The organism is Pseudomonas sp. sp1636, from assembly GCF_030376615.1.
In the GTDB taxonomy this organism is placed as follows: domain Bacteria; phylum Pseudomonadota; class Gammaproteobacteria; order Pseudomonadales; family Pseudomonadaceae; genus Aquipseudomonas.
The window spans coordinates 285,886-300,578 of record NZ_JARRAB010000003.1 but is presented as its reverse complement, the minus strand read 5'-3'; the positions used below and the strand labels follow the sequence as shown (position 1 = coordinate 300,578).

Annotated in this window: 12 protein-coding genes; 3 read left to right on the top strand and 9 right to left on the bottom strand. The window is 64.6% G+C overall.

The annotated features are described in order from the left end of the window. The first annotated feature begins 26 nt into the window (after positions 1 to 26). From P8H27_RS04905 to P8H27_RS04895, 3 genes are all read left to right on the top strand, one after another. On the top strand, positions 27 to 935 hold the full coding sequence (locus P8H27_RS04905) for an ABC transporter permease subunit (protein ID WP_289635527.1): 909 nt from the start codon (positions 27 to 29) through the stop codon (positions 933 to 935). Positions 936 to 1,034: 99 nt separating this feature from the next. Next, a complete protein-coding gene (locus P8H27_RS04900; protein ID WP_289635526.1) occupies positions 1,035 to 2,003 on the top strand; it encodes an ABC transporter ATP-binding protein in 969 nt (322 codons plus the stop codon). Next, the gene (locus P8H27_RS04895; RefSeq protein ID WP_289635525.1) at positions 2,003 to 2,992 is read left to right on the top strand and encodes a peptide ABC transporter ATP-binding protein; all 990 of its coding nucleotides are present in this window, start codon (positions 2,003 to 2,005) and stop codon (positions 2,990 to 2,992) included. The genes P8H27_RS04900 and P8H27_RS04895 overlap by 1 nt, the downstream gene beginning before the upstream one ends. Here the strand turns inward: P8H27_RS04895 and P8H27_RS04890 are convergent. The 9 genes from P8H27_RS04890 to infB all read right to left on the bottom strand — a co-directional run bounded on the left by P8H27_RS04890 (position 2,989) and on the right by infB (position 14,687). Further along, the gene (locus P8H27_RS04890; protein WP_289635523.1) at positions 2,989 to 3,909 is read right to left on the bottom strand and encodes a biotin-dependent carboxyltransferase family protein; all 921 of its coding nucleotides are present in this window, start codon (positions 3,907 to 3,909) and stop codon (positions 2,989 to 2,991) included. The two genes, P8H27_RS04895 and P8H27_RS04890, sit on opposite strands and share 4 nt — an antisense overlap. Next, positions 3,906 to 4,583, bottom strand: coding sequence for a 5-oxoprolinase subunit PxpB (gene pxpB / locus P8H27_RS04885; RefSeq protein ID WP_289635602.1), 678 nt, complete (start codon positions 4,581 to 4,583; stop codon positions 3,906 to 3,908). Before pxpB ends, P8H27_RS04890 begins: the two co-directional genes overlap by 4 nt. After that, positions 4,580 to 5,326: a 5-oxoprolinase subunit PxpA gene (locus P8H27_RS04880; RefSeq protein WP_289635522.1), complete on the bottom strand. Its 747-nt coding sequence runs from the start codon at positions 5,324 to 5,326 to the stop codon at positions 4,580 to 4,582. The genes pxpB and P8H27_RS04880 overlap by 4 nt, the downstream gene beginning before the upstream one ends. Positions 5,327 to 5,374: 48 nt before the next feature. After that, the gene (locus P8H27_RS04875; protein ID WP_289635521.1) at positions 5,375 to 7,900 is read right to left on the bottom strand and encodes a PepSY domain-containing protein; all 2,526 of its coding nucleotides are present in this window, start codon (positions 7,898 to 7,900) and stop codon (positions 5,375 to 5,377) included. A 165-nt stretch (positions 7,901 to 8,065) separates the two neighbouring features. Then, the gene (pnp, locus tag P8H27_RS04870; protein ID WP_289635519.1) at positions 8,066 to 10,171 is read right to left on the bottom strand and encodes a polyribonucleotide nucleotidyltransferase; all 2,106 of its coding nucleotides are present in this window, start codon (positions 10,169 to 10,171) and stop codon (positions 8,066 to 8,068) included. A 171-nt stretch (positions 10,172 to 10,342) separates the two neighbouring features. Then, complete coding sequence (gene rpsO / locus P8H27_RS04865) at positions 10,343 to 10,612, bottom strand: 30S ribosomal protein S15 (protein ID WP_042554902.1); 270 nt, start codon at positions 10,610 to 10,612, stop codon at positions 10,343 to 10,345. A 151-nt stretch (positions 10,613 to 10,763) separates the two neighbouring features. Further along, complete coding sequence (gene truB / locus P8H27_RS04860) at positions 10,764 to 11,681, bottom strand: tRNA pseudouridine(55) synthase TruB (protein WP_289635518.1); 918 nt, start codon at positions 11,679 to 11,681, stop codon at positions 10,764 to 10,766. Positions 11,682 to 11,685: 4 nt separating this feature from the next. Further along, entirely contained in the window at positions 11,686 to 12,093 is a 408-nt protein-coding gene (rbfA, locus tag P8H27_RS04855) for a 30S ribosome-binding factor RbfA (RefSeq protein ID WP_289635517.1), read from the bottom strand. Between the two features lie 110 nt (positions 12,094 to 12,203). Further along, positions 12,204 to 14,687: a translation initiation factor IF-2 gene (gene infB / locus P8H27_RS04850; protein WP_289635516.1), complete on the bottom strand. Its 2,484-nt coding sequence runs from the start codon at positions 14,685 to 14,687 to the stop codon at positions 12,204 to 12,206. Positions 14,688 to 14,693 lie beyond the last annotated feature (6 nt).

Here is a 14,693-nt window from a genome sequence, read left to right as displayed (position 1 = left end):
CATGAACAGGTTCTACGGAGCCCGCTATGACAGCTGAAACAGTAAGTAATCTGGATACATCGCTGCTCTACCCCTCGCCACTGAAGGAATTCTGGCAGGCCTTCGCCCATAACAAGGGCGCGCTCGCCGGCTTGCTGTTCATGGTTCTGCTGGTGCTCTGCGCGCTGTTCGCGCCCTGGCTGGCGCCGTTCGATCCCAGCGAACAATTCCGCGACTTCATGCTGACCCCGCCGGCCTGGCTGGAAGGCGGCCAGTTGCAGTTCCTGCTGGGCACCGACGAACTGGGCCGCGACCTGCTCTCGCGCTTGATCCATGGTGCGCGGCTGTCGTTGCTGATCGGCCTGGCCTCGGTGCTGCTGTCGCTGCTTCCCGGCATCCTCATGGGCCTGATTGCCGGCTTTTTCCCGCGCCTGCTCGGCCCCACGATCATGCGCCTGATGGACATCATGCTGGCCCTGCCCTCGCTGCTGCTGGCGGTGGCCATCGTCGCCATCCTCGGCCCGGGGCTGATCAACACCATCTTCGCCATCGCCATCGTCTCGCTCCCGTCCTACGTGCGCCTGACCCGCGCCGCGGTGCTGGGCGAACTGAACCGCGACTACGTCACTGCCGCGCGCCTGGCCGGCGCCAGCCTGCCGCGCCTGATGTTCGTCAGCGTGCTGCCCAACTGCATGGCACCGTTGATCGTGCAGGCCACCCTGAGCTTCTCCTCGGCGATTCTCGATGCCGCGGCGCTGGGCTTCCTCGGCCTCGGCGTACAACCGCCGACCCCGGAGTGGGGCACCATGCTGGCCTCGGCGCGCGACTACATCGAGCGCGCCTGGTGGGTGGTCAGCCTGCCCGGCCTGACCATCCTGCTCAGCGTGCTGGCGATCAACCTGATGGGCGACGGCCTGCGCGATGCGCTCGACCCGAAACTCAAGAATGCCGTGTGAGGATGCCCGAATGACTATCGAAGTAGCCTGGATGCAATCCGGGAAAAATCTGACGGCCACCCCCGGATTGCATCCGGACTACGGTACGGAGGGCCGACCATGAGCCTGCTCAACATCAAGAACCTCAGCGTGCGCTTCGGCGATGCCAACGCCGTGCCGGTGGTCGATGGCCTCGACCTCAGCGTCGACAAGGGTGAGGTGCTGGCCATCGTCGGCGAATCCGGCTCGGGTAAATCGGTGACCATGATGGCGCTGATGGGCCTGATCGACGCCCCCGGCATCGTCCACGCCGACAGCCTGCAATTCGACGGCACCGACATGCTCAAGCTCAAGGGCCGTCAGCGCCGGCGCATCGTCGGCAAGGATCTGGCGATGATCTTCCAGGATCCGATGACCGCCCTCAATCCCAGCTACACCGTGGGTTTCCAGATCGAGGAGGTACTCCGCCAGCATCTGGGCCTCAAGGGCAAGGCGGCGCGCCAGCGCGCCCTCGAACTGCTGGAGAAAGTCGAAATCCCTGCCGCCGCCAGCCGCCTCGAGGCTTACCCGCATCAGCTCTCCGGCGGCATGAGCCAGCGCGTGGCCATCGCCATGGCGATGGCCGCCGAGCCCAAGCTGCTGATCGCCGACGAACCGACCACCGCCCTCGACGTGACCATCCAGGCGCAGATCATGGCGTTGCTGCTCGACCTGCAACGCGAGCAGAACATGGGCCTGGTGCTGATCACCCACGACCTCGCCGTGGTTGCCGAGACCGCCCAGCGCGTCTGCGTCATGTATGCCGGCCAGGCCGTGGAAGTCGGCAGCGTGCCGGGGCTGTTCGACGCCCCGGCGCACCCCTATAGCGAAGCCCTGCTCGCGGCGATTCCCGAACACAGCCTGGGCGCCCGACGTCTGAACACCCTGCCCGGCATCGTGCCCGGGCGCTTCGACCGCCCCCAGGGTTGCCTGCTCGCCCCGCGCTGCCCCTATGCCCGGGACAACTGCCATGCGCAGCGGCCAGGCCTGGACGATCATCCACGCGGCGCGGTGCGTTGCTTCTATCCGCTCAATCAGGAGATCGCGTGATGCCTGCCGTACCGAGCCACACCAGCGTGCTCAGCGCTCGCGAGCTGACCCGTCACTACACCGTATCCCGTGGCCTGTTCGAGGGCCACGCCAGGGTGCAGGCACTCAACGGCGTGTCCTTCGAACTGCAGGCCGGCAAGACTCTGGCCGTGGTCGGCGAGTCCGGCTGCGGCAAGTCCACCCTGGCGCGCGCCCTGACCCTGATCGAGGAGCCCAGCTCCGGCTCGCTGCAGATCGCCGGCCAGGAAGTCAGCGGCGCCAACAAGGCGCAACGCAAGCAACTGCGCCGCGACGTGCAGATGGTGTTTCAGAACCCCTACGCCTCGCTCAATCCGCGGCAGAAGATCGGCGACCAGCTGGCCGAACCATTGCTGATCAACACCCAACTGTCGCGCGCCGAGCGTCGGGAAAAGGTGCAGGCGATGATGCAGCAGGTCGGCCTGCGCCCCGAGCATTACCAGCGCTACCCGCACATGTTTTCCGGCGGCCAGCGCCAGCGCGTGGCCCTGGCTCGGGCGATGATGCTCAACCCCAAGGTGTTGGTGGCGGACGAGCCGACCTCGGCGCTGGACGTGTCGATCCAGGCCCAGGTGCTCAACCTGTTCATGGATCTGCAGGAAGAATTCAACACCGCCTATGTATTCATCTCGCACAACCTCTCGGTGGTGCGCCATGTCGCCGACGACGTGCTGGTGATGTACCTCGGCCGCCCGGTCGAGATAGGCGCCAAGAGCCTGATCTACAGCCGCCCGCTGCACCCCTACACCCAGGCCCTGCTCTCCGCCACGCCAAGCATTCACCCGGATCCGAGCAAGCCGAAGATCAAGATCGTCGGCGAACTGCCCAACCCGCTGGCGCCCCCCAGCGGCTGCGCCTTTCACCAGCGCTGCCCCTATGCCAGCGAGCGCTGCAGCGTGGAGCAACCGCAGCTGCGCCTGCTCGATGCACGGCAGGTGGCTTGCCATCACGCGGAGACGATCAATGGTTAACGACCGAAAAACCGATAAAACTCGCGCAGTTCGGCCTGGGCCTCGCCAATCTCGACCGGGCTGAAGCGCAGCTCGTGGTGCGGCGGGCACTGGGCCAGGCGGGCCTGATCCAGCGGGTGCAGCCAGCCGAGGACGGGGTAGCCGCCCATGGTCTGGTGATCGGCCTGGAGGATGATCGGCTGGCCGTCGGGCGGCAGCTGGATCGCGCCGCGGCCGACGCCTTGCGACCACTGCCGCGTCGGCGCGCATAGCGCCGCGCCGAGCAGGCGCGCGCCCATGCGGTCGGACTGCGGGCTGAGCTGCCAGCGCTGGGTGAAGAATGCCTGCAGTTGAGCCGGTTCGAAGTTCGGCGCAGCGCCGCCAATGATCACCCGCAATTGGGCGGCGGCCCGGTAGTCCGGTTGGTACGCCCAGGGCACGCTGGCCCCGCGCGCCAAGCTGGCCGCCAGGCAGGGCAGCAGATCGCCGGCGCGCAACGGCCGACCCAATCCATCGAATCCGCCCAGGCCTTCGCGCAATTGGGTGCTGACGCTGCCCAGCAGCGGCGGCGCAGCAAAGCCGCCGGCCACCGCCAGATAGACACGCTGACCACTGCGGGCGTAGCCCAGCTGGAGACGCTGCCCGGCCCTGACCGGGAAGCACGACCAGGGTGGCAGCGGCGCGCCGTCGAGCGTCGCCGCGACCTGCGCACCGGTCAGCGCCAGCCAGGTATCCAGTTCGCTCTCCAGCTCGAGATAACCCAGGGCGATCTCCAGCAACGGCGTGCCCCAGGGATTGCCCAGCAGGCGATTGGCCCAGGCCGCCGCGTGCAGATCCAGCGGCCCGGCCGGCGACACGCCGAGGTGCTGCCAGCCGTGCCGACCGCCATCCTGCAGCAGGCTCAGCGGCCCCGGCTTGAGTACCCGCAAGCCGCTCATAACGGCCCGCCCTCGGCACGAAAGCGCGGTTCGTCGACCGCCACGAAACGCACCCGGTCACCCAGTGCCAGCGGACAGGGCGGCTCGCGCCGGGCATCGAACAAGCGCCAGGGGCACAGGCCGAGCAGGTGCCAGCCGCCGGGCGAAGCCTGCGGGTAGATCGCGGTCTGCCGTTCGGCGATGGCCAGGCTGCCGGCCGGCACCCGGGTACGCGGGGTGGCGCGCCGCGGCAAGGCCAGGCGTTGGTGCAACTCGCCCAGGTAGGCGAAGCCCGGGGCGAAACCGATGGCGCCGACGCGGTACTCGCTGGCGCTGTGCAGCTCGATCACCTGCTCGACGCTCAGCCGGCACTGCCGCGCCACTTCGGCCAGATCGGCGCCGGCATACCAGATCGGGATCTCGTGCAGGCGTCCGGCGTCTACCGGCAAGGGCTCGGCGAGCCAGCGCGGCAGTAATGGGCTCAGGCGCGCGGCCAGTTGCAGGTGATCGGTGCGGCTCAGGTCGTAGTGCAGCAGCAGGCTGGTCCAGCTCGGCACCAGATCACGCAGCAGCGGCCCCAGTTCGGCGCGGATGCGCTCGGCCAGCAGCGCGATGCGCAACGGCAACTGCGCGTCTGGCTGCTCGGCCAGCACCAGCAACAGCGCTTCGGCGCCGGCCGGTTCGAGGCGCATCAGGTGGCGTCCAGCAGCGCCCGCAAGCGCCGCAGCACGGCCAGCGACTCGGCGTTGTCGCCATGCACGCAGAGGCTGTCGGCACAGAGTTGCAGCGGCTTGCCGTCGATATCGGCAAAGGCTTCGCCCTGGGCGATGGCCAAGGCCTGATCGAGAATCCGCTGCGGATCGCGGTGCAGCGCATTGGCCAGCCGCCGCGGCGCCAACTGACCGTCGGCCAGGTAGGCGCGGTCGGCGAAGGCCTCGAAGATCAGCGGCACGTCGGCGGCGTCGGCAAATTCCAGCTCGCGGCGGTTGTCCAGCAGCGCCAGCACCATCAGTGGCATGCCCTTGCGGTAGCTGGCGCAGGCATCCAGCACCGCGGCGAGCAGGGCATCGTCGCGCACCAGGTCGTTATACAGCGCGCCATGGGGTTTGACGTAGGCCAACTGGGTGCCGGCGGCGCGGCAGAAGGCATCCAGCGCGCCGATCTGATAGAGCACCTGGGCGGTGACCTCCTCCGGCGTGCAGGCCAGATGCCGACGGCCGAAGCCGACCAGGTCGGGGTAGGCCGGGTGCGCGCCGATGCTCACCCCATGCTGCACCGCCAAGGCGACGGTGCGCTGCATGGTCAGCGGATCGGCGGCGTGAAAGCCGCAGGCCAGGTTGGCCTGATCGACCAGCGGCATGGCCAGAGCATCGTCGCCCATGTTCCAGGCGCCGAAGCTCTCGCCCATGTCGCAATTCAGCAGGATTCGTCTGTTCATGGGCACAAGCTTAGAGCCGCATCAGCGCGACGGGAAGCCCGCCGACGCTCAATAGACATCCCGACGATAACGCCCCGCATCGATAAGCGCAGTGACGCCCTCCTCGCCGAGCAATTCATGCAGCGCACTATCGACCCCGGCCGCCATGCCCTCCAGGCTGCCACACACATAAACAGTAGCGCCGTCGGCCAGCCAGTCGCGCAGCAGGTCGGCGGATTGGCGCAGGCAATCCTGCACGTAGACTTTGCCCGCCTGATCGCGGGAGAAGGCCAGATCGAGGCGGGCCAACTCGCCGCTGGCCAGCCAGCCCTGCAACTCGTCGCGGCAATAGAAGTCATGGGCCGCATTGCGCTCGCCGAACAGCAGCCAGTTGCGCCGCTGGCCGGCGACGATGCGCGCCTTGAGCAGGCTGCGCAGGCCGGCCAAACCGGTGCCGTTACCGATCAGGATCACTGGCCGCGCATCGAGCGGCGCATGGAAAGCGCGGTTAGGCCGCAGCCGCGCCAACAGCTGGCCATGCAGCGGCGCGTATTCGCTCAACCAACCGGAGCCCACTCCGAGCGAGCCATCGGCATGCCGCTGCTGGCGCACGATCAGCTCCAAGACCCCGTCGCTGGGCAAGGAAGCAATCGAGTATTCACGCGGCGCCAACGGCAGCAACGCCTCGCACAACGCCTGGGCATGCAGGCCGACCAGGTGCGGGAAATTGTCCGGCAGCTGCTTGCCGCCGAGCGCCTGCTGTAACGGCTGACGCACCCCGTCGAGGCTGACGGCCTGACTGCCGTCCAGCCCGTGGGCCTGCAACCAGGCCTGCACCTGGGCCTCGCCCTGGCGTGGCAACAGCTCGAGGATATCGCCGGCGCACCAGTCGAGCGGCCGCTCGGCGTGCAGCCCCAGCAGATAGGTCGGCGCACCCTGACTGCCGGGGTTGAGCAGCTCGCGCCGGGTCAGCGTGAACAGGCCGTAGGGCCGTGCGGTATGGCCGAATGGCTGCGCACCGGTCAACTCGCCGAGCTGACGCTGCCAGTCGGCCAGCGCAGCCGCGTCGCCAGCGTCCACCTGCACCGGAGCGAACAGACTGTGCGCCCCCTGGCGCGCCAACCAGCCATGCATGCGCTCGGCAAAGCCGCAGAACTGTGCGTACTGGCGATCGCCGAGGGCGAGCATGGCGTAGCGCAAGTGCGGCAGACTCAAGACCTGAGCGAACAGTTTGCGCTCGAAGCCACGGGCGCTGTCCGGCGCCTCACCGTCGCCGAAGGTGCTGACCACGAACAAGGCACGCCGCGCCTGAGCCAGCGCCTGCTCATCCAGCCTGGCCAGCGGCTGCACATTGACCGAGCAGCCAACGGCTTGCAGTTGCCCGGCGGTTATCCAGGCCAGCTGCTCGGCGAAGCCACTCTGGCTGGCGAAGCCGATCAACCAGCTGGTTTCACTCGGCGCCGCCGACGGCAAGTCGCCGCGCGCGGCCAGTACCGCACGCTTCCTGCGCCGACGATCGAGATACAACAGCCAGCCGGTGACGGCGAACAACGGCATGGCGGCGCTGGCCAGCAACATCAGGATGCGTCCGGGCAGGCCGAAGTAGCTGCCGACATGCAACGCGTAAATGCTGCTCAGCAACTGGTCGCCGAACGCCTGCTCGCGGTAACGCCGGTGGCGGCCCGGCACGCCGCTCTGCGGATCGAGGCTCAACTGGTTGAACGCGCGCTCGTGCGGGGCGTCGTGCAGCAGGTAGAGCACCGTCGCCGGCTGGCCGGCAGCCAGCGGCAGACGCAGGCTATAGGCACTCAGTTGCGGCCCGGCGGCGCCTTGCAGGCCGCGCCATAACGCCGGGTAATTGACCTCGGCTGGCGCCTCGGCGGCGAGCGGCGGCCCATGCCGCCCGTGCGACTGGTTGGCCGGTTCACTGCTGAGCAGGCCGGTCAGCCCTGCGCGATACCAGTCGTAGGACCAATACAAACCGGTCAGCGCGGCGCTCAGGTAGAACAGCAGGCACCAGGTACCGACCACCGCATGCAGATCCCAGTTGAAGGCACGGCCGCGCTTGGCCCAGTCCAGGCTCAGCCAGACGCGCCAGCTCAAGGCCCGGCGCGGCCAACGTAGATACAAGCCGGAGAGGCAGAAGAAGATCAGCGCCAGGGTGCAGACGGCAGTGACTTGCTTGCCGTAGTCGCCCAGGGCGAGAAAGCGATGCAGGCGCAGCATCAGCTCGAAGAAACCCTGCCCGCTGGGCCGGGCCAACAGCTCGCCGCTGTAGGGGTCGAAGTAGCGCATGGGGCCGCGTCGCTGGCCCGCCGCCGGGGCGAAGAACACCCGCGCGGCAGTGTCGCCACGGGTATCCACCCACAGTCCGGAAACCGTCTTGCCCTCTGCCGCCTGGATCTTGCTGACCAGCTCGGCCGGCCCCAGCACACCGGACTCACGCACCTCGACCCGCAAGACCTGTGGGTTGAGCGCCGCCATGATCTCGCCCTCGAAGGCATACAAGGCGCCGGTTACGCCCATCAGCGCCAATACCAGGCCGGCACTGATGCCGAATAACCAGTGCAATTGAAACAGGGCTTTCTTAACCATCGACGGGGCTCGGCGCGACCATGACTCGAACGCCCAATGCGCCCGATAATTTTGAGAACGAATTCTATTTAATAAACACAATCAACCGCAAACAGTCCGTTACGCCTTTTAAAAAAAAAGGATCCCGCAAGGGATCCTCTTTTTTAACCTGAAGCGTGCTGGCGATTAAACGCCCGAAGCTTCAGCCGCTGCCACGTCTTTGATCGACAGCTTGATACGGCCGCGATTGTCCACGTCCAGTACCAGTACCTTCACTTCCTGGCCTTCTTTGAGAATGTCGGTGACCTTCTCGACGCGCTGATCGCTGAGCATCGAGATGTGCACCAGACCGTCCTTGCCCGGCAGGATGTTGACGAAGGCGCCGAAGTCGACGATGCGCTCGACCTTACCGACGTAGATCTTGCCGATCTCGGCCTCGGCGGTGATGCCCAGCACGCGCTGACGCGCCGCCTCTGCCGCTTCCTTGGTTTCGCCGAAGATCTTGATGGTGCCGTCGTCCTCGATGTCGATCGAAGCCTTGGTCTCTTCGCAGATGGCGCGGATGGTGGCGCCACCCTTGCCGATCACGTCGCGGATCTTGTCGGTGTCGATCTTCATCGCGATCATGGTCGGCGCATTGGCCGACAGTTCGGTACGCGACTGGGCGAGAACCTGGTTCATCTGGCCGAGGATATTCAGGCGCGCTTCCAGGGCTTGGCCCAGGGCGATTTCCATGATTTCTTCGGTGATGCCTTTGATCTTGATGTCCATCTGCAGCGCGGTCACACCCTTGGCGGTACCGGCTACCTTGAAGTCCATGTCGCCCAGGTGATCTTCGTCGCCGAGGATGTCGGTCAGTACGGCAAACTTCTCGCCGTCTTTAACCAGGCCCATGGCGATGCCGGCCACCGGCGCCTTCATCGGCACACCGGCGTCCATCAGCGCCAGGGAAGCACCGCAGACCGAAGCCATGGAGCTGGAACCGTTGGATTCGGTGATTTCCGAGACCACACGAATGGTGTACGGGAATTCATCGGCGCTCGGCAGCATCGCCGAGATGCTGCGGCGAGCCAGACGGCCGTGACCGATTTCGCGACGGCCAGCACCGCCCATGCGGCCACACTCGCCGACCGAGAACGGCGGGAAGTTGTAGTGCAGCATGAAGGGGTCTTTGCGCTCGCCTTCGAGGGTGTCGAGCAGCTGCGCGTCGCGCGCGGTACCGAGGGTGGCAACCACCAGGGCCTGGGTTTCGCCGCGGGTAAACAGGGCCGAACCGTGAGTCTTCGGCAGTACGCCGGCCTCGATGTTCAGCGGACGCACGGTACGAGTGTCGCGCCCGTCGATACGCGGCAGACCGTTGACGATGTTCTCGCGCACGGTGCGGTATTCGACTTCACCGAAGGCTTCCTTCACTTCAGCGGCAGTCGGCTGGCCTTCTTCGCCGGACAGTTTGGCGACGATTTGCTCGCGCAGCTCGCCCAAGCGCTTGTAGCGATCCAGCTTGACGTTGATGGTGTAAGCCTTGGAAATCTCCGCACCGAACTCGCTGCGAATGGTCGCCAGCAATGCGGTGTTTTCCGGCTTGGCCTGCCAATCCCAAGTCGGCTTGGCGGCTTCGGCGGCCAGTTCCTTGACGGCTTTGATCACCGCCTGGAACTCATCGTGGGCGAACAGTACAGCGCCCAGCATCTGGTCTTCGGTCAACTCTTTGGCTTCGGATTCGACCATCAGCACGGCGTCTTCGGTACCGGCAACCACCATGTCCAGGCTGGATGCTTTCTGCTGCTCATAGGTTGGGTTGAGCAGGTAGCCGGTGCTCTCGTGGAACGCCACGCGCGCAGCCCCGATCGGGCCGTCGAACGGAATGCCGGAGATCGCCAGGGCGGCCGAGGTGCCGATCATCGCGGCGACGTCCGGATCGGTTTTCTTGCTGGTCGAAACCACGGTGCAGACAACCTGCACTTCGTTCATGAAGCCTTCCGGGAACAGCGGACGGATCGGCCGGTCGATCAGGCGCGAGGTCAGGGTCTCTTTCTCGCTCGGACGGCCTTCACGCTTGAAGAAGCCACCCGGGATCTTACCGGCGGCGTAGGTTTTTTCCTGGTAGTGCACGGACAGCGGGAAAAAGCCCTTGCTCGGGTCGGCAGTCTTGGCGCCGACCACGGTCACCAATACGCTGACATCGTCGTCAACGGTGACCAGCACTGCGCCGGAGGCTTGACGGGCGATACGGCCAGTCTCGAGGGTAACGGTCGATTGACCGAACTGGAATTTCTTGATTACCGGGTTCACGGTGTTTTCCTTCTCTATTGCCTTTGGGGAAAGCGGTGTATTGCAGAATCGGTGGGCAGTAACGGGAGTCGAACCCGGCGCTGTCCGAACGCGCCCGACTGAAACGCAAAAGCTGGAAGCAGGGCTACACCCCACTTCCAGCTTCGGCAGTCAGCTACGCGTAAGCATTGCTTAGCGACGCAGACCCAGGCGACCGATCAGGGCGCTGTAACGACTGGTGTCCTTACCCTTCAGGTAATCCAGCAACTTGCGACGCTGGTTAACCATACGGATCAGGCCACGACGCGAGTGGTGGTCTTTACCGTTGGCCTTGAAGTGGCCTTGCAGCTTGTTGATGTTGGCGGACAGCAGTGCAACTTGCACTTCCGGGCTACCGGTGTCGCCTTCAGCTTGCTTGTAGTCGTTAACGATCTGGGCTTTTTCTTCAACGCTGAGTGCCATGTGGGCGTCCTCTCAGTTAGGCAACTGCCGCAACAGTTGCAATAGGCCGGGAATCGCTTCCCGTGTTTTTAAGTGAGGTATGACCGTGCCTATTAACAGCCACCCTCGATACGGAATGCCGAAAACCTGAGTCCTCAACCTTCCGCTTCGGTCATGCCGACCGAATCAAGCGACGCGGCGCAATGCGCCCGTCTTCGCTCACTTCACCGATACCGATGAAGCGACCATTGTGATCCTGTACCCGCACCATGCCGAATTTCGGCGCCTCCGGCGCGCGTACCGGCTGCCCTTGCAGCCAGTAGAACGAACTGTGCTCGGAGAACTGCAACAACGGCCAATGCTGCAGGCCACTGTCCACCGCCAGCAGAAACTGATCGACAGCCTCATGGCCACCCTCGGCATGGGCCTGCTCCAGCGCTTCCAGGCTGACCGTCTGAGCCAGCCCGAAGGGGCCCGCCTTGGTTCGCCGCAGCTCTGCGACATGGGCACCGCAACCGAGCAGTTGGCCGATGTCTTCGACCAGGGTGCGGATATAGGTGCCTTTCGTGCAATCCACCGCCAGGCGCGCCTGCTCCGCCTCGCAGCTCAATAATTCCAAGCGCGCAATAGTAACAGAACGCGGCTCGCGCTCCACCACCTCGCCGGCCCGGGCGAGCTTGTACAACGGCTGGCCATCGCGCTTGAGCGCCGAGTACATCGGCGGTATCTGGCTGATTTCACCGCGAAAACGCGGCAACAAGGCTTCGATATCGGCACGACCAACGGTCACCGGGCGACGCTCCAGCACTTCGCCTTCGGCATCGGCGGTGGTGGTGGTGACCCCCAGTTGCATCAGGGTTTCATAACCCTTGTCGGCATCCAGCAAATACTGCGAGAACTTGGTCGCCTCGCCGAAGCACAGCGGCAACACGCCGGTGGCCAAGGGATCGAGACTGCCGGTGTGACCGGCCTTTTCGGCATTGAGCAACCAACGCACTTTTTGCAACGCCGCGTTGGAACTGAAGCCGCGCGGCTTATCCAGCAGGATAATGCCATCGACCGGACGACGAATACGTTTCACCTGAGCCACGTGCTTACTCCTTGGCCTCGGTTTTTTCGTCGCCGTGCGCAGCGTCTTCACTGACGGCCCGCTCGATCAACGCCGACAACTGCGCCCCACGCACCACGCTTTCGTCGTAGTGGAAACGCAAGTTAGGCACGCTGCGCAACTTCATTGCCTTACCCAGCTGCATGCGCAGGAAACCGCTGGCATCGTTGAGTACCTTGACGCTTTGCGCCACGCCATCGACGCCTTCCACTGGCTCAGCGCCCATCACGGTGACGAAGACCTTCGCGTGACTCGCATCGCGACTGACTTCCACCGCGGTAATGGTCACCAGCCCGCCTAATCGTGGGTCTTTGATTTCCAGGCGAATCAGCTGCGCCAGTTCACGCTGCATCTGGTCGCCGATACGCTGGGCACGGCTATATTCTTTGGCCATTTCTACTACCTTCCACTCGCCACGATGCCTTGAAAAGCATCGGACCTAAAAGCGGCAAACGCCCGGCCGAGCAAAAGCAGGGCCGGGCGTTGCATGTTGCAACTCGCGCCTTACAGGCTGCGAGCCACTTGGACTTTCTCGAACACTTCGATCTTGTCGCCGACCTTAACGTCGTTGTAACTCTTCACGCCGATACCGCATTCCATGCCGGCACGCACCTCGGACATATCGTCCTTGAAGCGGCGCAGGGATTCCAGCTCGCCTTCGAAGATCACCACGTCTTCGCGCAGGACGCGAATCGGACGGTTACGGTGTACAACGCCTTCGACCACCATACAACCGGCGACCGCGCCGAACTTCGGCGAACGGAACACGTCACGCACTTCGGCAATGCCCAGGATGTTCTCGCGAACGTCGCTGCCGAGCATGCCGGTCAGGGCTTTCTTGACGTCTTCGATGATGTCGTAGATCACGTTGTAGTAACGCATATCCAGACCTTCCTGCTCGACGATCTTGCGCGCGCCGGCATCGGCCCGCACGTTGAAGCCGAACAGTACCGCGTTGGAGGCCAGCGCCAGGTTGGCATCGGATTCGGTGATACCACCGACGCCGCCACCGACCACCCGCACCTGCACTTCATCGTTACCCAAACCGCCGAGCGAGCCCTGCAGCGCTTCCAGGGAACCACGGACGTCGGATTTGAGGACGATATTCAGCGTCTTCTTCTCTTCCTGGCCCATGTTCTCGAAGATGTTTTCCAGCTTGCCGGCGTGCGCACGGGCCAGCTTGACTTCGCGGAACTTGCCTTGACGGAACATGGCCACTTCCCGGGCCTTCTTCTCGTCAGTCAGCACGCTCATCTCGTCACCCGCTTCCGGGGTGCCGTCCAGGCCGAGGATCTCGACCGGAATCGACGGGCCAGCTTCCTTGATCGGCTTGCCGTTTTCATCGAGCATGGCGCGAATACGGCCGTAGTTCGAACCGACCAGAATCATGTCGCCTTGGCGCAGCGTACCGTCCTGAACCAGCACGGTGGCAACCGGGCCACGACCTTTGTCGAGACGCGACTCGACCACGACACCGCGACCAGGAGCGGACGGGGTGGCTTTCAATTCGAGCACTTCGGCTTGCAACAGAACCGCTTCCAGCAGGTCGTCGACGCCGGTACCGACTTTCGCCGAGACCGAGACGAATGGCGTATCACCACCCCATTCTTCGGACGTCACCCCGTGCACGGACAGTTCGCTCCTGATGCGATCGAGATCGGCACCCGGCTTGTCGATTTTGTTCACCGCGACGACCAGCGGCACACCGGCGGCCTTGGCATGCTGAACGGCTTCAACGGTTTGCGGCATCACGCCGTCGTCCGCCGCCACCACCAGGATCACGATATCGGTCGCCTGGGCACCACGAGCACGCATCGCGGTGAACGCCGCGTGGCCCGGAGTATCGAGGAAGGTGACCATGCCGCGGTCGGTTTCGACGTGGTAGGCGCCAATGTGCTGAGTGATGCCGCCGGCTTCGCCAGCGGCAACCTTGGCACGCCGGATGTAGTCGAGCAGCGAAGTCTTACCGTGGTCGACGTGGCCCATTACGGTCACGACCGGCGCACGGGCGAAGGTCTCGCCTTCGAACTTGAGCGACTCGGCCAGTTGGTCTTCCAGGGCGTTATCGCTGACCAGCTTGACCTTGTGGCCCAGCTCTTCGGCGATCAACTGGGCAGTTTCCTGATCCAGCACCTGGTTGATGGTCACCGGAGTGCCCATCTTGAACATGAACTTGATGACTTCAGCCGCTTTAACCGACATCTGCTGGGCCAACTCACCGACGGTGATGGTTTCGCCAATGGCGACATCACGCACAATCGGGCCAGTCGGGCTCTGGAAACCATGCTGATTGCGTTTCTTCAGCTTGGCCTTGCCACGCCCACCACGACGGTGACTGTCGCTTTCTTCGTCGATGCTGCGCGGCGCCACACGGGGCGCCGGAGCCTTCTCCTTGACCGCCGGCCGATGCTGGGCGGTCTTGCGCTCCCCACGCCGGTCGGCATCTTCATTGCGCGGCTTGTCGGGACGGCGCGGCTCGTCTTTCTTGCGTTCTTCAACCGCCACAGCGGCCACTGGCAACTCGACCGGTGCAACGGCGACGACTGCAGCGGCCTCATCAGCCTTGGCAGCAGGCACTGCACGTTGCGCCTCATCCGCAGCGCGACGCTTGGCTTCTTCTTCCGCCTTCAGCCGCGCCGCCTCTGCGACCGCACGCTGCTCAGCCAGCTCACGCTGCTTCTCGGCTTCGATCTCTTCAGGGCTGCGCTTGACGAAGGTTTTCTTCTTGCGCACTTCAACGCTAATGGTCTTGCTACCCGCCACCCGCAGGGTGCTGGTCGTTTTGCGCTGCAAGGTAATCTTGCGCGGCTCTTCAACCTTCACGCCGTGGCTGCTTTTGAGATGGGCAAGCAACGCTTGCTTCTCGTTATCGGTGACAACTTGCTCGGCACTGCTGTGCGGCAAACCCGCCTCACGCATCTGCTGCAGCAGGCGCTCTACCGGTGTGTCGACCACTTGGGCCAGTTCTTTCACCGTGACTTGCGACATGCACTT